The sequence below is a fragment of the Streptomyces sp. NPDC002785 genome, assembly GCF_040295565.1.
Classification (GTDB): Bacteria; Actinomycetota; Actinomycetes; order Streptomycetales; family Streptomycetaceae; genus Streptomyces.
Map to the genome: position 1 here is coordinate 1 of NZ_JBEOVN010000087.1, position 17,542 is coordinate 17,542.

Annotated in this window: 15 protein-coding genes and 3 pseudogenes; 10 read left to right on the plus strand and 8 right to left on the minus strand. The window is 68.7% G+C overall.

Going from position 1 to position 17,542, the window contains the following annotated elements; all coding sequences use genetic code 11:
* Nucleotides 1-53 precede the first annotated feature (53 nt).
* Nucleotides 54-317, plus strand: a pseudogene (locus ABTZ94_RS20750) (IS5/IS1182 family transposase); the annotation flags it as partial.
* A 1,029-nt stretch (nucleotides 318-1,346) separates the two neighbouring features.
* Here ABTZ94_RS20750 and ABTZ94_RS20755 read toward each other — a convergent pair.
* The 3 genes from ABTZ94_RS20755 to ABTZ94_RS20765 all read right to left on the minus strand — a co-directional run bounded on the left by ABTZ94_RS20755 (nucleotide 1,347) and on the right by ABTZ94_RS20765 (nucleotide 2,756).
* Nucleotides 1,347-1,619 (minus strand): SHOCT domain-containing protein, encoded by a 273-nt coding sequence (locus ABTZ94_RS20755; RefSeq protein ID WP_351202526.1) that lies wholly within the window; start codon nucleotides 1,617-1,619, stop codon nucleotides 1,347-1,349.
* 174 nt (nucleotides 1,620-1,793) lie between these two features.
* Complete coding sequence (locus ABTZ94_RS20760) at nucleotides 1,794-2,468, minus strand: CBS domain-containing protein (protein ID WP_351202527.1); 675 nt, start codon at nucleotides 2,466-2,468, stop codon at nucleotides 1,794-1,796.
* Nucleotides 2,469-2,504: 36 nt separating this feature from the next.
* Nucleotides 2,505-2,756: a hypothetical protein gene (locus ABTZ94_RS20765; protein WP_351202549.1), complete on the minus strand. Its 252-nt coding sequence runs from the start codon at nucleotides 2,754-2,756 to the stop codon at nucleotides 2,505-2,507.
* Here ABTZ94_RS20765 and ABTZ94_RS20770 point away from each other — a divergent pair.
* Both ABTZ94_RS20770 and ppk2 read left to right on the plus strand, forming a co-directional pair.
* Nucleotides 2,667-2,933 (plus strand): annotated as a pseudogene (locus tag ABTZ94_RS20770) (DUF1918 domain-containing protein); the annotation flags it as partial. The gene ABTZ94_RS20765 and the pseudogene ABTZ94_RS20770 sit on opposite strands and share 90 nt — an antisense overlap.
* A 522-nt stretch (nucleotides 2,934-3,455) precedes the next feature.
* On the plus strand, nucleotides 3,456-4,277 hold the full coding sequence (gene ppk2, locus ABTZ94_RS20775; protein WP_351202528.1) for a polyphosphate kinase 2: 822 nt from the start codon (nucleotides 3,456-3,458) through the stop codon (nucleotides 4,275-4,277).
* A 20-nt stretch (nucleotides 4,278-4,297) separates the two neighbouring features.
* Here the strand turns inward: ppk2 and ABTZ94_RS20780 are convergent, their stop codons facing one another.
* Nucleotides 4,298-5,173 (minus strand): universal stress protein, encoded by an 876-nt coding sequence (locus ABTZ94_RS20780; RefSeq protein WP_351202529.1) that lies wholly within the window; start codon nucleotides 5,171-5,173, stop codon nucleotides 4,298-4,300.
* Nucleotides 5,174-5,491: 318 nt separating this feature from the next.
* On the opposite strand from ABTZ94_RS20780, the gene ABTZ94_RS20785 reads away from it, so the two are divergent.
* Entirely contained in the window at nucleotides 5,492-6,838 is a 1,347-nt protein-coding gene (locus tag ABTZ94_RS20785) for a nicotinate phosphoribosyltransferase (RefSeq protein ID WP_351202530.1), read from the plus strand.
* Between the two features lie 413 nt (nucleotides 6,839-7,251).
* Here ABTZ94_RS20785 and ABTZ94_RS20790 read toward each other — a convergent pair whose 3' ends face one another.
* Nucleotides 7,252-8,154, minus strand: a complete 903-nt coding sequence (locus tag ABTZ94_RS20790) for a universal stress protein (protein WP_351202531.1) — start codon at nucleotides 8,152-8,154, stop codon at nucleotides 7,252-7,254.
* Nucleotides 8,155-8,436: 282 nt separating this feature from the next.
* On the opposite strand from ABTZ94_RS20790, the gene ABTZ94_RS20795 reads away from it, so the two are divergent.
* The 4 genes from ABTZ94_RS20795 to ABTZ94_RS20810 all read left to right on the plus strand — a co-directional run bounded on the left by ABTZ94_RS20795 (nucleotide 8,437) and on the right by ABTZ94_RS20810 (nucleotide 11,176).
* Nucleotides 8,437-9,135 (plus strand): CBS domain-containing protein, encoded by a 699-nt coding sequence (locus ABTZ94_RS20795; RefSeq protein WP_351202532.1) that lies wholly within the window; start codon nucleotides 8,437-8,439, stop codon nucleotides 9,133-9,135.
* A 315-nt stretch (nucleotides 9,136-9,450) separates the two neighbouring features.
* Complete coding sequence (locus tag ABTZ94_RS20800; protein ID WP_351202533.1) at nucleotides 9,451-9,618, plus strand: hypothetical protein; 168 nt, start codon at nucleotides 9,451-9,453, stop codon at nucleotides 9,616-9,618.
* A 132-nt stretch (nucleotides 9,619-9,750) separates the two neighbouring features.
* On the plus strand, nucleotides 9,751-10,752 hold the full coding sequence (locus ABTZ94_RS20805; RefSeq protein ID WP_351202534.1) for an Acg family FMN-binding oxidoreductase: 1,002 nt from the start codon (nucleotides 9,751-9,753) through the stop codon (nucleotides 10,750-10,752).
* A 61-nt stretch (nucleotides 10,753-10,813) separates the two neighbouring features.
* Complete coding sequence (locus ABTZ94_RS20810; RefSeq protein WP_351202535.1) at nucleotides 10,814-11,176, plus strand: universal stress protein; 363 nt, start codon at nucleotides 10,814-10,816, stop codon at nucleotides 11,174-11,176.
* Nucleotides 11,177-11,468: 292 nt separating this feature from the next.
* Here the strand turns inward: ABTZ94_RS20810 and ABTZ94_RS20815 are convergent, their stop codons facing one another.
* Nucleotides 11,469-12,665: a serine/threonine-protein kinase gene (locus ABTZ94_RS20815; RefSeq protein WP_351202536.1), complete on the minus strand. Its 1,197-nt coding sequence runs from the start codon at nucleotides 12,663-12,665 to the stop codon at nucleotides 11,469-11,471.
* 257 nt (nucleotides 12,666-12,922) lie between these two features.
* Here ABTZ94_RS20815 and ABTZ94_RS20820 point away from each other — a divergent pair.
* Nucleotides 12,923-13,282: pseudogene (locus ABTZ94_RS20820) on the plus strand (transposase family protein); the annotation flags it as partial.
* 176 nt (nucleotides 13,283-13,458) lie between these two features.
* Here the strand turns inward: ABTZ94_RS20820 and ABTZ94_RS20825 are convergent.
* A complete protein-coding gene (locus ABTZ94_RS20825) occupies nucleotides 13,459-14,007 on the minus strand; it encodes a putative immunity protein (RefSeq protein ID WP_351202537.1) in 549 nt (182 codons plus the stop codon).
* A 639-nt stretch (nucleotides 14,008-14,646) separates the two neighbouring features.
* Here ABTZ94_RS20825 and ABTZ94_RS20830 point away from each other — a divergent pair.
* A complete protein-coding gene (locus ABTZ94_RS20830; RefSeq protein ID WP_351202538.1) occupies nucleotides 14,647-15,372 on the plus strand; it encodes a helix-turn-helix domain-containing protein in 726 nt (241 codons plus the stop codon).
* A 122-nt stretch (nucleotides 15,373-15,494) separates the two neighbouring features.
* Here the strand turns inward: ABTZ94_RS20830 and ABTZ94_RS20835 are convergent, their stop codons facing one another.
* Complete coding sequence (locus ABTZ94_RS20835) at nucleotides 15,495-17,210, minus strand: sensor histidine kinase (protein WP_351202539.1); 1,716 nt, start codon at nucleotides 17,208-17,210, stop codon at nucleotides 15,495-15,497.
* Nucleotides 17,211-17,542 lie beyond the last annotated feature (332 nt).

A 17,542-nucleotide genomic window follows, 5' to 3' on the forward strand; every position in this document is an offset into this window, starting at 1 on the left:
GGCCGCTCCGATGGTCGCCGCCCGCCTCTTGGGGAAGGAGCGTCGGCGACTGACGACAACGCCGGAGGCACAGGCCCCGCGAGGAGGCCGACGGTGCCGCAAGCGGCGTCGGGATCACACCGAAGACCGCCCGCCGCGGCACTCCGCACGGCTCCGGCCCGGGCAAGACCCGCCGGGTCGTCGAGCGCACTTTCGCCCGGCTCCACCCATGCAAACGACTCCGCACCCGCTACGAAATACGCGCCGACCTTCATCTCGGCCTGCTCCAACTCGCCTGCAGCATCATCTACTTGAGACGACTCCGAACCTCATTCTGAAACGATCAGTTCGGGGTCCGTGCTGTCGTGGGCAGGGCCGATACCCTCTCCTTGCTACTCCATATGGATGATTCGTCTGCTTATGCCCTTGCTAGTCGTGCACCCGCATGGATCACTGTAGGTATCGAACCGGTGGGTCGCCCATCCCGTACCGGGGAAACGTGGTAAGGGCGACGTCTGCCGGTTTTTTGCGTCTGTGCGCAGGGTGGCCGCCGCGCGGCATGGCGTGTCCCTCTGTTGGAACTGCTCGCTCGCCTGGATTTCCGCACCACGGCGCAGACCGAGCTGAACGATCACCTGCACCGTCGCCAACCTCGTGGTCATCGGGCTGATGCTGGTCGTCTTCGTGGCGGCCCGGCTTCTGCCCTTCCCCCGAGGGCGGGGCCGGCGGTGAGCGAGATGGACGGGGCGGGAGGAGGCTGGACGGGAGCGGTCCAGCGGCGAGCCGTCCGTGTACTGCCGCCCGGCAAGCTGCTGTCCGATACCCAGCCCGCGTACATGGCCTCGCGGATCTACGTCTTCAGTGTGCTCCCCGTGGCCGCGCTGATCGTCGTCCTGGTCACCGGCGGGGTGCCGGCCCTGAAGGGGCCCGCGTGGTGGCACGTCTCGGATCTTCATGGTCATCCACCTGTGGGGCAAGTTCTTCATGGCCGCCTGGCGTGGCGGGCGGGCGCCGACCTGGATCACCGGCACGGTGTGCTTCTTCGCCTCGATCGGCACCGCGGTCACCGCGGCGCTTGCGGCCTGGGCCGCCGCCCCGCCCGCCCGGCGCCACGCATGGACCGAAACCACCCGAGGCCATCCCTCAGCGCTGCCCAGAAGTAAGCGAACAGACTGGTCAGCCGCGAGCGCGCGGCGAACGAGCACGGCTCCGCCTACCTGAAGAACTGGCGAATCCTCACCAAGGTCCGCCGGTCAGTGCCCCCGCACCATGCAGCGCGGCCGGCGACGGCAGCACCCGGAGCAAAATACCGACCGCGATCAGGACCAGGGCGGCCGTCGGAATCCGTTTCCGTGTGGCGGCGCTGTTCACCGCTGTTCGCGCAGCAGCGCGAGGCGGCGTTTGTACTCATCCTCGTCGATTTCCCCGCGGGCGAACCGTTCTGCGAGCAGGTCTTCGGCTCGTCGGCTTCCCCATGCTGCCTCACCGGGGGGCGGACCGGGCTGGTAGCTGCGGCGGGTGTTGGTGAGGTAGCGGGTGAGGGCGACGACCCCGACGATCAGCAGCGACCAGAACACAACCATGATCACGGTCATGAGGAGCCATCCACTCCAGCCCCAGCCGCCGTTGTACCACATCATGCCCATCACCTTCTTTCGGACGGCCGACCGTCGACAGTTCCAGGGTGGCGCGGCGCGGCGCCGTTGAGGAGAGGAAACATGGGCCCTGCCGGGGGGCTGAACGGCCCGTACCGTCGCTGACGACAACACGATCAAGGCCGGGGGGCCTCACGTGCCTCGGCACCCACGGCAGCCTCACGGGCCGGTGGGCGAACTCCGTACGTCGTCGGTCCGGTAGGCCAGGTGCTCGGCGACGGATACCACACCGTCGACGTTTTGACACAACCGTTCGATGATGGGGATCAGGCTCTTGAACTCGACGGATCCGCTGAGAACCACCTCCCCCTGCCGGACCTCGGCCATCACCGCCGAGGGACCGAGGCCCATCGTCTGCTGCAGCACATCCCGGTTGATCTCCTCACGGATGGCATCGTCGTGGCGCAGGAAGACCCGTAGCAGGTCTCTGCGGCTGACGATGCCCAGCAGCTTGTCCGTCTCGTCCACAACGGGCAGGCGTTTCACGTCCTGCACTTCCATGAGGCGGGCCGCCTCGACCACGGTCCACTCCGGACGCGCACACACCGCGGGAGCCGACATCAGCTCCTCCGCTCTGGCCCCCTCGGCCTTGGCCCGCTCCCACGCCCCGACATGCGGAATCGGCGTCAGGCCGGACGGATCGGCCTGGTCGGAGGACTTGCGCAGCAGGTCGGCCTCGGACACCACCCCCATGGGACGGTCCAGTTCATCCACCACGGGCACCGCGGTGACATCGTTCTCCGCCAACAGTTTGACGATCTCCTTGAACGGCAGGTCACGCCGCGCCCGGACGACGTCTCGGGTCATGAGCTCTGCAACCGTTCGGTGATGCATGTGACTCCCCCTTCGGGGTGTGACGGTCAGAAGTGGTCATGTGTCGAGCGGATCAGGAACCAGACGCCCACGGTTGAGCCGACCGGGCCCGTCTTCGGGGCCGGTGGGCCCCGAGAACGGCCCACTCGACCCCACAACAGCGGCACGCCGTGCGTGGCAGTTTGAATACAGCAACATCATGAGGAAACGGTGACGATCATGCGAGCTCACCTCGGCGATCATCTTGTCGTCGAAAGTCCGGCCACCGGCGCCGGCAGGCGCGACGGCGAGATCGTCGGACTCCGCCATGAGGATGGAACCCCTCCCTACGACGTGCACTGGTCGGACACCGACCATGTGTCGCTCGTGTTCCCAGGGCCCGACGCCCATGTCCGTCACCTTGAGGAGGGGGCCGGGAGAACCCACGAGTCATCCCGGTCGAGCGGCCCCGATCCTGGTGCCCAGTCCGCCAGGATCGGGGCCGACGGGGCACCTGGCCCCGGGCGGCATCGGCTGATGTATCGCGGTTGAACGCGGGCGACAGGGCTCGCCAAGCAGACACAGCCCGCCGCGGCAGAAGGACGCTGGGAAACCCGGGTCCGTTCCGGTCGGGCAGAACCGCCGTGGCCGCGCCGTCCCGGGTGGCGACTTCGAGGGAGTAGCCGCCACCGCAATATCCGCAGGTCGTGTGCGTCTTGGCCGACGCGGCGGGGGCAGTGGACGGTGGGCTCGGTGAAGGGTGTCCTGGACCTCCGCGCGCATGCGGACGCACCGGCCCCACGCGATGCAGAGATCGCGGTCGAGGTGTACGTACGGGTGGAAATCGTCCGTACCCCAGCCCCGGCACCACGCGTGGCCGGAACACGCGGCCGAAAGTGGTCGAGAGATGGTGAAACCGATCCGCTCGCCCGCCTGTCTCACCGATCAGGTCCTTCCGGATCTGCGCAGCGAATCCCGTTCGGCGCTGACGCTTGACTTCGACCACGGTCTCCTCCGTAACGTCATCCCATGTCGGAAGAGAAGAACTCGGGCGGGCCCGGAAAGCTGCCGCGCTCGCTGTACGAGCGCGAGCTGTACCGGCTCCAGACCGAGCTCGTGAAGCTCCAGGAGTGGGTTCGGGCCGAAGGCGCACGACTCGTCGTGGTGTTCGAGGGACGTGACGCGGCGGGCAAGGGCAGCACGATCAAGCGCGTCACCGAGCTCCTCAATCCCCGGGTAGCGCGTATCGTCGCGCTGCCGCAGCCCACGGAGCGCGAGCGCAGCCAGTGGTATTTCCAGCGCTACGTCGAGCATCTTCCAGCCGCGGGGGAAGTGGTCCTGCTCGACCGGAGCTGGTACAACCGCGCGGGCGTCGAACGCGTCATGGGTTTTTGCACCATGGAGGAACACCAGCGGTTCCTTCGCCAGTGCCCGATCTTCGAGCGGATGCTGGTGGAGGACGGCATCCTGTTGCGCAAGTACTGGTTCTCGGTGAGTGACGCGGTGCAGGAGCAGCGATTCCGGCGTCGGCTGGAAGATCCTACCCGCCGATGGAAGCTCTCGTCGCTGGACCTGGAATCGATCAGCCGCTGGGAGGCCTATTCGCGGGCGAAGGACGAGATGTTCGTCCATACGGACATCTCGGAAGCTCCCTGGTACGTGGTCGAGAGCGACAACAAGCGCCGGGCACGGCTGAACATGATCGCCCATCTGCTGTCGACCGTGCCGTACGAGGATGTCGCTTGGCCGGCGATCGAACTGCCTCGACGCCCGCCGGCCACGGGGTACCAACGTCCGCCGAGAGACCTTCAGACGTACGTCCCCGATCATGCGTCAGAGCTGTGCGAGTGAGGCGGGCAGGTCTCGTACGGTCAAGTCGCCAGAGGTATGACAGCCACTGGGCAGTCGGATCGGTGCAGGAGGGCGCGTGCGACCCGGCCGAGGTGGGGGCCGAGATGACTGCGGCGACGATGCGCTCCGACCATGATCAGATCCGCAGCGGCCGAGCGCTGGACCAGTATTTTCGCGGCTGTTCCCTCGATCGCTGCCGAGTGCAGCCGGACTGTCGGGTGATCGCGCACGGAGTCCGCCACCGCAAGGTCGATCAGGGTCTCAGCGCGTTCCTTGCAGTAGAGGTGCGGCTCGCCGGCAGTACGAGGATGATCGGCGCGATTGCGCGGCGGGCAGCGCCAGGCATGTACGGCGTCCAGGACGCAGTCCCTTGCTCCGGCCTCACGAAAGGCGAACCGGGCCGCCGCTGATCCTCCCTCTGGTTCCTTGACACCGATGAGGATCCGCCCATGCGTGCTTTCGATACCGGCCTTGTCGCCGCGCACGACGATGACGGGGCAAGGGTGCGACGCGGCCACGGCGAGGCTGACGGAGCCGAGGAGGAGTCCGGTGACTCCGCCGTGGCCCCGTTCGCCGATGATCAGCGCCCCGGCATTGTGCCCCTCACGCAGGAGGGCGGTCACCGGATCTCCCGGCAGCACCTCGGCCGTGACGTCGACGTCCGGATGGTGGCGGCGGGCGCGCTCAGCGGCAGTTTCGACGATGCTGTCGGCGAGCGCCTGCTCCGAACGGCGACCGAGGCTGAGCGCCGGGGCGGCGTCCCCGCGGTACTCCTCCTCGGACGCGTACACCACTCGCAGCGGCAGTCCATGAAGGGCCGCCTCGTCGACGGCCCAGTCGACCGCCCGCAGGCTGGTCCGCGATCCGTCCACACCCGAGACCAGGGGCAGTCTCATCGTCGCCACCGCCTTCCGCTGGACCGATAGGAAGCACCTGTCCTCACACTTGCACTGGAGCGGGCCGTGCGTGAGGGCCGGTTCGGCCCGGATGCGGATCGTTCGGCCCACTTCGTGGTCCGGCCGGGGCGCACGCACGACGTGCTCTTCGGCCGTGGCAGGGAGAGGCTCGGCGGTACTGGGTAACCCGCGCCGGCGTCTGGCTGGCCCATGATGCGCGGTAGGCCGATAGTGAAGGGGCAGGGTAGTGCGGCGTGACCGCGCGGGGGCCGGGAGGCGCTGCCGGTGGGGGACGCGACGGAGAGGAAGGTGCCGTCGATGTCCAATGCCACGAGTACCGACCTCTACGAGGTCACGATGGCTCAGTCGTATCTGCGCGAGGGCATGACCGGTTCGGCCACGTTCAGTCTGTTCGTACGCGATCTGCCGCCGGACCGGGGCTTTCTTGTCTGTGCCGGGCTGGACCCAGTGCTCGACTTCCTCTCCTCCTATCGTGTGGACGCAGATGACGTGGATGTCTTCGCCACGGTCATGGGACGACGGCCCGAGGATCTGGCCCCACTGCTCGGCCTGGAATTCAGGGGCGAGGTGCGGGCCATGCCCGAAGGACGCATCGCGCTGGCCGGAGAACCCCTGCTGGAAGTCACCGCGCCCCTCCCCCAGGCCCAGCTCGTCGAAACCTACGTACTCAACCAGCTCAGCCACCAGACCACCGTCGCCTCCAAATGTGCCCGGTGTGTGCTGGCCGCCGACGGACACCCCGTCGTGGACTTCTCCCTGCGCCGCACGCATGGCATCGAAGCCGGAAACCAGGCCGCCCGACTGGGTGCCATGGTCGGCTTCGCCGGAACCAGCAATGTGAGGGCGGCTCACTCCGAAGGCCTGACAGCAGTCGGCACGATGGCCCACTCCTACATCGAGGCGTTCGGCGCCGAGGAGGACGCGTTCCGGGCCTTCGCCCGGTCTCATCCGGGCCCGGTGACGCTCCTCGTGGACACCTACGACACCGGGACAGGCGTGGCCACGGCAGCGCGCGTACTGCGCGATCTGGGACTCGGCCCGGGGTGCGCCATCCGGCTGGACAGCGGTGACCTCGGAGCTCTGGCTGTGCAGGCGCGGGCCATCCTCGATGCCGCCGGCCTCCAAGAGACACGGATTGTGGCGAGCGGTGGTCTCGACGAGTTCGCCGTGGACGGTCTGGTCCGCTCCAAAGTGCCCATCGACACGTATGCGGTCGGCACCAGGATCGGCGTCTGTGCGGATGCTCCCTACCTGGATTCCGCGTACAAACTGGTCGAGTACGACGGTCGGCCAGTAATGAAACTGTCATCGGCCAAGGTGACTGCGCCGGGGCGCAAGCAGGTGTTCCGAAGGCCGGAGCACGCGGATCTCATAGCTCTCATCGACGAGCCGCCACCGCCCGATGGCACTCCGCTGCTGGAATCGGTCATGCGGGAAGGGCACCGAGTTTCGGAACGCACGAAGCTGGACAGAGCCCGGCAGCGGTTCGTCACCGACCTCGCGGCGCTGCCGGCCGGGGCCCGCACCATACGGGCGCCCACCGCGCCAAGGGCGGAGCCCTCGGAATGCCTCAGCTCACTCACCGCAGATGTCCGCCGCCACATCGAGCAGAATCTGCTGGGCGACACTCACGGAGCTCTCTGATCCGCTCTCGCAATCGGGCGCAAGGAGTGTCCTCGGCCGCCGGAACCGCCCAGTGCTGTGAGATCGCGAAGTTCTCCGGCCCAGGGCTGGGCGGAACCGCGACAAGGGCCGGTCGCCCGCCGATCACGGCAGCCGGGTATCCGTCGAGCAGACTGGTGGCCGGCTGCAGCTGCGGATGGCGCGCCCGGACCCGGTCGGCCCCTTGCTGGAGAGCGTTCGCCCCGGCTTGAAGTAAGGACGTTCTGCGCGGGCTGTCGTCGCGGGGATGCGTGTCGTGCAGTGGAGGTACGGCCACGACGAGCCGGAGTTCAGCCCGCGTCGCTGTGCTTCGTCCGCCGCCCAGGCCAACGACAGGTGCCAGTTCCTCGACGGGTCGATACCGATGACGAGTTCACGGCGTTCGCCGGCGCCCATCACGACTCGTTCCCGTGCCCGGAAACCTGCCGCGGAATGAGCTGCACAGGACAGTGCGCGTGGTGCAGAAGGCTGTGCGTCACCCGCCCGAGAGTGGGGCCGATGAACCCGGGTGACCGTCGCCCGCCCATCACCAGCAGATCCGCGTGGCGCGATGCCTCCACCAGGACCCCGGCCACGGTCAGACTCTTCTCAGCATCCGTCCGCACGGTCAGGGCCGGGAATTCGTCGCGGATCAGATCCGCCACGGCGGTCAGGTGATGGACGTGTTCACCGGCGATCGCCTCGATGTCGTCGAGCATGGTCACGGCGAGTCCGGCGGACTCGAAAACGTTCCACACGTACAGCAGCCTCAGCGAGGCCTTACGGATCTCCGCTTCGCGTGCCGCGTACCGGGCGCATTCGACGTCGTGCTCGTCGCGGACCGCGGCGAGCACCACTCCGGTTTCGGCTCCGTCGTCAAGGCCCCTGACCACAATGACGGGCGTCGTGGCACCTGCGGCGACCTTCAGACCGACGGATCCGAGCATGAGGTGCTTGAACCCGCCGAGGCCACGGTTGCCCACCACGACAGTGCCGCGGAGGCCCGCGGACCGGTGCAGGCTGGGGACGGGTGCGCCGCGGCTGAACTCCGTGGTGACGTGCAGCCCGGGGTACTTTTCCGCGATGGCAGCGGCGGTTTCCCGCAGCAGTTCGTGGCCCGCGCTGCGAACACGCTCGATGCTCTCCGCCGAGAGGTAAAGCACCCGGCCGTCCGTGTCGGCCGCGTAGACGATGCGCAGCGGGCTGTGACGGAGCGCGGCCTCGGCCGCCGCCCACAGCGCTGCCCGGCGGCCCGGCCCGGAGCCGTCGACGCCGACGATGACGGAGCCCAGTTCCGGGCTGCCAACAGTGCCTTTCATCGTTCCTCCTCACCGAGGGCTGCTGAAGGGTCAGCTATCACGCTGGCACTGCGGGCCCCTGGGGGAAGAGGGCCGTTCAGGACCACCCCGGGGGCCCAATGGACCTGTCGGGGGAATCCTGCCGTGCCCGGATGCCCGGACTCCCGAGCCTGGTCCGACCGGTCCCGGCCAAGACCCGTTCGGCCCTCCTCATCCGAGTACGGCCCGGCGGATCGTGGTTCCTGAACAGCTTGCGGGCGCTGCGTCCGTGCGGGTCTTGGCGAGACGGCAGGGGGTGCCTCCATGAAGCGCATCAAAGTGGGCGACCTGATGACCGACGAGGTCGTCTCGGTCGTGCCGGTCACCTCCTTCAAGGAGGTCGCGAAGCTGCTCGCACAGCACAACATCAGCGGACTGCCCGTGCTGGACGACGAGGACCGGGTTGTCGGCGTCGTCTCCGAGAGCGACCTGCTGAGCCGACAAGCGGCGGGGCACCCGGTGACGGGCGACGCTCCTGACGCCACCAGGACCGTGGCCTCGTCGAAAGGCGAATTCACCGCTGCCGAGATCATGTCGACGCCGGCCGTGACCGTCCACGCGCAGGAGACCGCACCGGACGCCGCCCGGCTGATGACACGCCGTGGCGTGGAGAGGCTCCCGGTGGTGGACGACGAGGACCGGCTCGTCGGCATCGTCACGCGCCGGGATCTTCTGCGTCTCTTCCTGCGACCGGACGCGGAGATACGACGACGCCTCGTCGAGGACGTACTCGAAGACACCATGGAGATCGGCCCCGACACAGTCACCGTTCATGTGGTGGACGGCGTCATCACCCTGGAAGGCCGGCTGGAGAACCGGGGCCGGATCGCGATCCTGACACGCCTTGCCGAGCAGCTCGACGGGGTGGTCACGGTCATGAGCCATGTGACCGCGCACGACATGGATGGCCCCGGGCCCGCTTCCCCACAGCGTGCCGCCCACGGACCGTCCGCAGAGCCGTGAGGCCGCTGCTGCGATCGCCGTCATGGCGACGCGCCGCAGTACCCCGTTGAGGATTCCGGAGCGAGGACAAGGACCCGGCCGTGGACCGTCCCCCGGCGTTCCTTTGGATTCGCGCCTGGTGGGACCTGAGACCTCGGCGGGCGGCCGACGGTCCCGGATCGGTAGGCGGACACCCCCTCAGGCTGACCTGGCGACGGCCCGTCGCACATGGGCCGGTCGGTCCATGCCGGGGCCGGGCGGGCCCATCACTCTCCCGGTGCCGGGAGTGTGATGGTGGGTGAAGACGGCTGCCACCTATCGAAGGAGGGGCCGGTCATGTCCGATACCGACTCCGGTCCGGCCGCGCCCGTGTCGAGACCCGCGCTGCTGCGTTTTGGTCGTGTCCGCGACGCCGCCCTCATTCCTGTCACTGCCCGGCTCGCTCAGTCCGTGGAAGGCGTGGTCGGCGTGGACTGCCGACTCGAAGCAGTTGCATCCCGCTGAGTCCGGCAAGGGACGTGCCCCCGGAGAGAAGCCCATCCGGTCCGGCTGAAGGGACGAACGGCCCATACATGCAGACAACGGTCCGCTCCATGCTGAAGACAACGACCATTCCCGCATCACGGGAGACCCTCGATGCCCACTCAAACGCTCGACGACACCACGTTGGCCGACCTCGTCGCCGATGCCACCGCCGCCCCGTCCATGCACAACGCCCAGCCCTGGCGGTTCCGCTACGGACGCCGCAGCCGCACCCTCGCTCTCCTGGCGGACTTCGAACGCGCGATGCCGGAGGCCGACCCCTCCGGCCGCGCACTGCACGTGGGCTGTGGTGCGGCCCTGCTGAATCTGCGGGTGTCCGCCGCCCACCACGGCCTGGACGCGGTCACCACTCTGCTGCCCGCCCCGTCGGACCCAACCCTGCTGGCCGTCGTGCACCTGGGCATTCGCCCCGGCACCCACGGTGGGCCTGCGGACGAAGCGCTCGCCGCTCTCCACCCCGCGATCCGTGACCGACACACCAGCCGCTACCCGTTCGACGAACAGACGATCCCGGAGGACGTCCGCGCACACCTCGCCGACGCGGCCCGTGCTGAGGGTGCGGACTTCGCGTTCCTGACCCCGATGCATCTGGAGACCGTGCTCGAACTCATCCGGGACGCCGAGGGATACGACCGCAGGGATCCGGCACGCGAAGCCGAGCAGCGGCGATGGATCCGTGACACGAAGACCGAGGCGCCCGTGGACGGAATCCCGGACTACGCCCTGGGCCCCCGCGACGCGTCCGAGAGGGCGACCGTCCGCGATTTCGCGGGCAGCGCCGTCTTCGCGGGCCGGGTCCGCGTCCTGTTCGAGAACCGGCCTCAGCTCGCTCTGCTGAGCACCCCGGGCGACCACCCGGAGGACTGGCTGCGCGCCGGCCAGGCCCTGGAACGCGTCCTGCTCACCGCCACACTCCACGCGGTGTCCAGTTCGTTCGCGACGCAACCCCTCGAGTGGCCGGACCTGCGATGGATTTTGCGCGACCCGGTCTTCGGCACGGGACACGCGCAGATGATCGTCCGCCTGGGATACGGGCCCGCAGGACCGCGTACGCCACGTCGCCCCCTGGAACAGGTACTGACGATCGAACCGTAGAAAAGATCGAAACCCAGCAGGAGCCCGAGCAGGAAAGGCGGTTGGAGCTATGCAGGTCCCGATGGTCGTATCGCGCCACGGCGAACTGATCGTGTACGGGCCTGGCGCTGCCCCGCCCGTGAGGCTGCGGGACCATCCGCTCCTGTCGGGCTCACCAGCTTCAGCACACCGCCGGCGGGCCGAGGAACACCTCGAAGACGTACTGGCGGCACTCGACCGGGCCAGCTCCGAGGCCGCTGTCCACCGTTCGGTAGAACAGGGACCCGTACACCAGATACTGATCGAGGCAGCCACCGGCGCGGAACTCCTGGTCGTCGGCACACGAGGTGCCGGCGGACACCATGGGCTGCGCCTGGGTCCGGTGAACCACGCAGTGCTGCACTACGCGCCCTGTCCCGTGGCCGTGGTCCCGGACACCCGCTGAGGAGCGGTATCGCCGCGATCCCGCGGTGTGCTTCCCGTTCAAGAAGTGAGGACACCCAGGGGTGGGGAACGAAGGCCACCGGGCAGTGCGAATAGTGCAGCACAACAAGCCTCAGCCAACTTGAAGTCGCAGGCCAAAGGGCTGGTGTGACGGTCTTCCAGGGTGCTCACGCTGGTCGTGGGCGGCGTCTGCACACCGGAGGGGCCTCGCTGAGGGGATGGTCCGATCGGCCTCAACACCGCGATGGCCGGCCACCTGGGGAGGGCCGCCGTCCGCCCAGGCGGTGCGGCGGCTACGTGAAGCACTCCAGGATCAGCGGCAGTTCCGTCAGCCATTCCCGGAGGCGGGACCGCTTGCGTGCGGCGAGCAAGCACGGGTACGTGGCGCCGTTGTGGAGACGGACGAAGACCCTGAGGTGCTTGGGGCCCACGGCCGCGTACTCGACCGTGCTGATCTCGGCCCAGGTGAACTGCAGCTCACCGGCCTCCGAGGCGAGACTGACCCCCATGGCGTCGATCAGGAGGGCGCTCTCCGCGGCAACCGCCATGAAGGCGAGGTCCGTGTCGGGCGACGCGTTGCCCACAGGGGCGTACTCGGCCGGGGCCTCGTGCAACGGAACGACGTTGGAGGGTGCGTAGGAGGGCGGCGGAGGTACCACCACCGTCGGGGAGGGCGTCGCAATGCCCGGTGCACACATGAACAGGTCCAACAGGCCATCGGGCGTGGGCCGTACGTAGGGGTTCTTGGCCAGGCACGACGCCAGGATCGGACGCAGGCCGTCCGGCACCGCGGCCAGATCCGGCGTCTCATGCACCGACCGGTACATGAGACCCATCGGCGTGCCCGCCCCGAACGCGCTGCCGCCCGCCGCCGCGACAAGCACGGCGCCGAGCGCGAACACGTCGGCGGCGCCGCTGACTTCCTGCCCCAGCGCCTGCTCGGGCGCCAGGAAGCCCGGCGTCCCGAAGGCCGTACCGGTGGCCGTCAGGCGCGTGGACTCCAGCGCCCGCGCGATACCGAAGTCCAGGACCCGCGGGCCGTCCGAAGCCATGATGATGTTCCCGGGCTTCAGGTCACGGTGCACCAGGCCGCAGCCGTGGATCGCCGCCAGCGCCTCGGCGAGCGCCGCGCCCAGCTGCCGTAGCCGCGCCTCGTCCATCGGCCCCTCGGACTCGATCAGCGCAGCAAGCGTGGGCCCGGGAATATACGCCGTGGCCAGCCAGGGTGCCGCCGCTGCCGGGTCCGCGTCCACCACCGGGGCCGTGTGGAAGCCGCCCACGCTGCGCGCGGCCTCGACCTCGGCACGGAACCGCTCCCGGAAGTGCGGGTCGGTCGCAAGCTCCGAGCGCGCCACCTTCACGGCCACCGCGCGCCCGCCGCGCGAACGCGCCAGATAGACGATGCCCATCCCGCCGGCGCCCAACTCCCGCTCAACGACGTACCCGCCGATGCGCTCCGGCAGGCCCGCACCGTCCGCCCCGTACCCCATACGCTGTGTGCCTCCCCTGTGCTCCGGCGCCTCAGTATGACTCAGACACCTGCTTCGCACGGGACAGGGCGTGGGGTGGTCGTTTACGCCGGCGAGCCGATCTGCGCCACGACCAGCGCCTGGCCGACATGGCCGACGGCAACAACGTCTCCGAGTCCACCGTCCGTCGTTGACGCGACGAACTGATCGGACTATTCGCCGCACAAGCCCAGCGCCTGGACCGCGCCCTGTACAAAGTTGCCAAGCAAGGCGGGGAGGTGGTCCTGGTCGACGGCACCCTCATCCCCACCCAGCGCCGCACCGGAAGGGCCGACCGGCCGAACTGCTCCGGCAAACACCGCCATCACGGCCTGCACTTCCTCGCCCTGACCGACGAGAGAGGCCGCCTGATCCGGCTATCTGCCGCACGGCCCGGCCGCACCCACGACAACACCGCGGCCCGCCACGACCACATCCTGGACCACCTGCGCGCCGCCGGCCTCGGCGCCCTCGCCGACCTCGGCTTCCGCGGCCTGGACAACGCCGTCCGCGACCCCGTGAACATCACCGGCTACACCGCCACCCGCACCCACAAGCGCGCCACCGGCCAAAAGCAGGCCAACCAGGTCCTCGCCGCCGGACACGCACTGGTCGAACACGGCTTCGCCCACCTCAAGAACTGGCGGACCCTCACCAAACTCCGCACCGACCCGCCCGCGCCACCCACCTCCTGCGCGCCGCGCCCTGCTCGTCCTGACGAACCTCGAAGTCAACCGCTGACGGATGGGAGGCCGCGCCATCTGGACGCTGAAAGTCACTCAGCGAAGGTGAGCGAACGAAGATCAGCATCCAGCATGCGGATCAACTCACCAACCCGTCCGCCGCCACTCGGCGCTACCGGGAGGCGTTTTAGCACGTCAACGACGACCGGTGTCGCACGGTGCACCGTCTGCTCAAGGTGTTCGGCACCAACGTTCCGATCGTCGCCGGCGATGAGTTCGGCCGCTCTGGCCGCGTAAGCGCCAGCTCCGAGAATGTGCTTGACCTGGGTGGCCTTGGCCAGCGGGTGCAGGTAGGCGGAGGCTGCCGCAGACATCGCTGCCCATGCTGCCTCGCGTGCAGCCGCAGTGTCCGCGCTCTTGGCCGCCTTGAGGGCCGCCGACGCTGTGTCGCGCAGAGATTTCCCGCGTTCGCCGCCCCGAGCGAACTCCCACGCGGCACTGATAGCGTCTCGAGGCCGCGAGTCGTCCGGCTGATCGGCCTCGAATATTTCGAGCACCGCCTCCGCACACGCCGCGGCAAACGCGGCGACCTCACGAAGATCCCGCTTGCTCAGAACGATCTCGCTCGCGTCCCCTGTCATGGTTCCATCCTTCACGATTGCGCTGGGTGGTGGGGGCGGCTCCGGGCCGCCCATGCCGACCGGCTCCCAAGCAGACCGAATCGCCGAACTGCTGAACCGGCTCGGGATCCAGCATGCATGGATCGTAGAAGGCAGCCCGGCCACAGCGAGCAGAAACCGGCCCGCCGACCGCTGACGGACGATCTACTCCGCAAACCGCCGCCCACGACCAGCGTCTCGAGAACCGGTCACACCAGCCCTTTGACCAGCGACTTCAAGTTGGCGGAGGCTCAGCATGAGTCACGCGGCCGAGCGCGGAGAGCCGATGGGGTGGGAACGCCGATGGGCCGGCTTGCTACCGGTTTTCCGTCCCAGTGCTGAATGCGATCCGAGGCGCGGATCGGTAGCCTGCGCGTGTCGGGTGCACCAGGTCCTTGGCCTTCTCCGGAGGGCGCTTCTTCAGTCACGTGTAAGCAGAAGCACGTACCGCCACCCTGCACAACCCGCACGGCTCGCGGCATGGGCTGAGCGGGGCGTGAGACCGGGCCGGTCGGCCCAAGCGCCGTGTGTCCCCGACGGCACATGATGGAGTGGACGAAGAGCACGCGGAACATTGGCGGGCCTGACGGCCGGATCGGATCCCTGAAGGATGTGTGCAGCATGGTGCACGGAGAAAGCCACTCATCGGACTGCAGGCCGGACGGAGCCCCGTCGGGAGACCTGGGCCGGCGGGTGTCGATGCGTCGCGAGCAGCTCGGACTCAGCCGAGAGGCAGTGGCCGAGCGGGCCGGTTCGGCACCCGGCTACATCCAGTACGTCGAGGAGCGGCAGGCCACACCCGGCATAGGTTTTCTGCTGCGGCTGGCCCAAGCGCTGGAGACCACTGTGGCCGAGCTGACCGGTAGCACGACGGAGCTGCCCCCGGGTATCGGCCGCGCCGGCTATCACACCGAGTTGCTCGAACTCGGCCCCCAGGAGTGCCGCCGGCTGTTGTCCACGCACGGCGTGGGCCGGATCGGTGTGACGACGGACGACGGGCCGGCCATCTTGCCGGTCAACTACGTCGTGGACGGTGACCGGGTCGCGTATCGCAGCGCTCACAACACGCTGCCCGCCATCGCCGCGGACCACCAGGTCGCCTTCGAAGTGGATCACATTGATGAAGCTCTGAGCCAAGGGTGGAGCGTCCTCCTCCTCGGTACGGCAGCAGCCGTCACTGATCCCGAAGCCGCCCGCAGGCTGGATGAACTCGCCTACACCACGCCGTGGGCCGGCGGCCGACGAAATGAGTGGCTGACCATCACCCCCGCGCGCATCACCGGGCGCCGCATTCACGTGCTCGAGAGCCACGCTCCTCGGACCGGCGACGGTTCCCGAGATCTCTGACGGTCCGGGGCGTGGGACCGTCCGACTCTGGTGCGGGTCTCCTGCACGGCCCCACGATGAGTGAGCGGCACACATCACAGCGAGTAGGACACCATTGAGGTGGCTGTACGGCCCGTGATGGATCAGGAAATCCGCAACGGCACCCGCCAGTGCAGCCGGGTGCCGCCCTGTCCCGACGCCTCCACACTCATCGCGCCGCCGAGTTTTTCGGCGCGCCGTGCGAGGTTGTCGAGCCCGCTTCGGGAACCGACGTGCTCGGGCATGCCCACACCGTTGTCGGACACGACGAGGGTCAGTGCCCCCGTACCCACCACCAGCGAGACGTCCACCCCCGTCGCCCGTGCATGGCGGGCGACGTTGCTCAGCGCCTCGCCGAGGACCGCGATCACCTGCTCGGCGATCTCGGCCGGGACATCCGTATCGATCAGCCCTTCCATCCGCAGGGAGGGCTGGAAGCCCAGGGTCCGTGCGGCCTGCTCGACCGTGGTCGTCGTCCGAGCGCGCAGCCCCTGGCCGGTCCGGCCCGAGTCACGGGCGCGGAGGCCGAAGATGGTCGACCGGATGATCTTGATGGTCTCGTCCAGATCGTCCACTGCGCGCAGCAACCGCTCGCTCGCCTGTGGCTGTTCCACGAGCCGCACCACGCTCTGCAGCGTCATCCCGGTGGCGAACAGCCGTTGAATGGCCAGGTCGTGCAGATCCCGGGCAATGCGGTCGCGTTCTTCCAACAGGGCAATCTGCTCGGCGGACTCGCGCCGCTCGGTGAGCTCCATCGCCAGGGCAGCCTGACCGGCGAATGTCAGGAGGGGCGCGATCTCCGATTCGGTGAAGGCGGGACGGCCCCGTGCGCGAGCCAGTGCCAGCACCCCGCGGGTCCGCTCTCCCGTCACCATCGGGACCGCGACAGCCGGGCCGAGCCCCGTCCACCTCGGGGGGCCGGCGGTGATCCTCGGATCGTCTGCGACATCGAGGCTGGTGATCGGCTCGCCGGCGTCGAGAGCCGCTCCGACGAACGATCCCTCGCGCGGCAGGACCAGACCACAATGCATCTCGGCGTCCCTGCCCGAAGCCAGTGCCACGCGGAGGGCCTGCCCCCCGGCGGGAAGCGCCAGCACGCCGAGATCCGCGCCGAGAATACGCGAGGAGTGATCGACGATCATGCGCAGGACATGTGGGTCGTCCACCCCGCTCAGCAGGCCGGCGACGATCTCGCTGTTGGCTTCCTGCCAGCGTTGACGGTCGCGCGTCTGCGTATACAGGCGGGCGTTCTCGATGGCCACTCCCGCTGCCACCGCGAGGGTCGAGAGGACGGTCTCGTCCTCGGCGTCGAATTCGCGGCCGCCCCGTTTTTCGGTGAGATACAGATTGCCGAACACCTCGTCGCGGACCCGGATGGGGACTCCCAGGAACGAGTGCATCGGGGGATGGTTCGGCGGAAACCCGTAGGACGACGGATGCTCGGACAGTTCCGCAAGCCGCAACGGCTGGGGGTGGCGGATCAGCTCGCCCAGGATGCCATGCCCCTCGGGCAGGGGCCCGACGGCCTCGCGCTGCTCCTCTGTTGTACCCACCGGCAGGAACTGCGTGAGCCGGGTCCCGTCGCCGACCACGCCCAACGCCCCGTACTCGGCATCGACCACGACGACCGCGGCCTCGACGATCCGGCGCAGCACCTGGGGCAGGTCGAGCCCTCTGCCCACCGACATGACGGCCTCCAGCAGAAGAGCCGCCTCGGCAGGTCCACGCTTCACGACATCGAGGCGCCCAAGGAGGTCCTCCGGCAACGTACTGAGCCGATGGCGCTCCTCGCTGCAGCGGTCGGTTCCGTTGTCGCTCACGGTGCCTCCGTCGTGACTCCCGCGGATCCCGGGCTGGCCACACCTCCACGGTAATGGGCGCACACCGAGCGGCACGTCGTGGACTGCAATCGGCTCAGCCCATACAGTCGGGCATTTCCTTCAGACCGGTGACCACAGTCCGTGGGCAGCCGGGATCGGTCATGCCGTCACGGTCCGCCAGGCAGCCTTCGACGAGCTCTCTCGGTGGCAAGGCGGATCTCCAGGTCAGCCATGGGAGGCCGTGCACGCGGAATTGTGTGCGACGGCGACCCCGCCCGGCTGATCACACTGTGGGAGGGCGCCTGCCTCGCCATCGTGGCGGACGCCGCACA

Bases quoted from the DNA above. Each gene is read 5' to 3' on its own strand.
- ABTZ94_RS20760 (WP_351202527.1), bottom strand. From the start codon at position 2,468: ATGCATCACCGAACGGTTGCAGAGCTCATGACCCGAGACGTCGTCCGG.
- ABTZ94_RS20810 (WP_351202535.1), top strand. From the start codon at position 10,814: ATGGTCGTATCGCGCCACGGCGAACTGATCGTGTACGGGCCTGGCGCT.
- ABTZ94_RS20790 (WP_351202531.1), bottom strand. From the start codon at position 8,154: ATGAAAGGCACTGTTGGCAGCCCGGAACTGGGCTCCGTCATCGTCGGC.
- ABTZ94_RS20765 (WP_351202549.1), bottom strand. From the start codon at position 2,756: ATGGCGGAGTCCGACGATCTCGCCGTCGCGCCTGCCGGCGCCGGTGGC.
- ABTZ94_RS20785 (WP_351202530.1), top strand. From the start codon at position 5,492: ATGTCCAATGCCACGAGTACCGACCTCTACGAGGTCACGATGGCTCAG.
- ABTZ94_RS20805 (WP_351202534.1), top strand. From the start codon at position 9,751: ATGCCCACTCAAACGCTCGACGACACCACGTTGGCCGACCTCGTCGCC.
- ABTZ94_RS20780 (WP_351202529.1), bottom strand. From the start codon at position 5,173: ATGAGACTGCCCCTGGTCTCGGGTGTGGACGGATCGCGGACCAGCCTG.
- ABTZ94_RS20825 (WP_351202537.1), bottom strand. From the start codon at position 14,007: ATGACAGGGGACGCGAGCGAGATCGTTCTGAGCAAGCGGGATCTTCGT.
- ABTZ94_RS20830 (WP_351202538.1), top strand. From the start codon at position 14,647: ATGGTGCACGGAGAAAGCCACTCATCGGACTGCAGGCCGGACGGAGCC.
- ABTZ94_RS20800 (WP_351202533.1), top strand. From the start codon at position 9,451: ATGTCCGATACCGACTCCGGTCCGGCCGCGCCCGTGTCGAGACCCGCG.
- ppk2 (WP_351202528.1), top strand. From the start codon at position 3,456: ATGTCGGAAGAGAAGAACTCGGGCGGGCCCGGAAAGCTGCCGCGCTCG.
- ABTZ94_RS20815 (WP_351202536.1), bottom strand. From the start codon at position 12,665: ATGGGGTACGGGGCGGACGGTGCGGGCCTGCCGGAGCGCATCGGCGGG.
- ABTZ94_RS20755 (WP_351202526.1), bottom strand. From the start codon at position 1,619: ATGATGTGGTACAACGGCGGCTGGGGCTGGAGTGGATGGCTCCTCATG.
- ABTZ94_RS20795 (WP_351202532.1), top strand. From the start codon at position 8,437: ATGAAGCGCATCAAAGTGGGCGACCTGATGACCGACGAGGTCGTCTCG.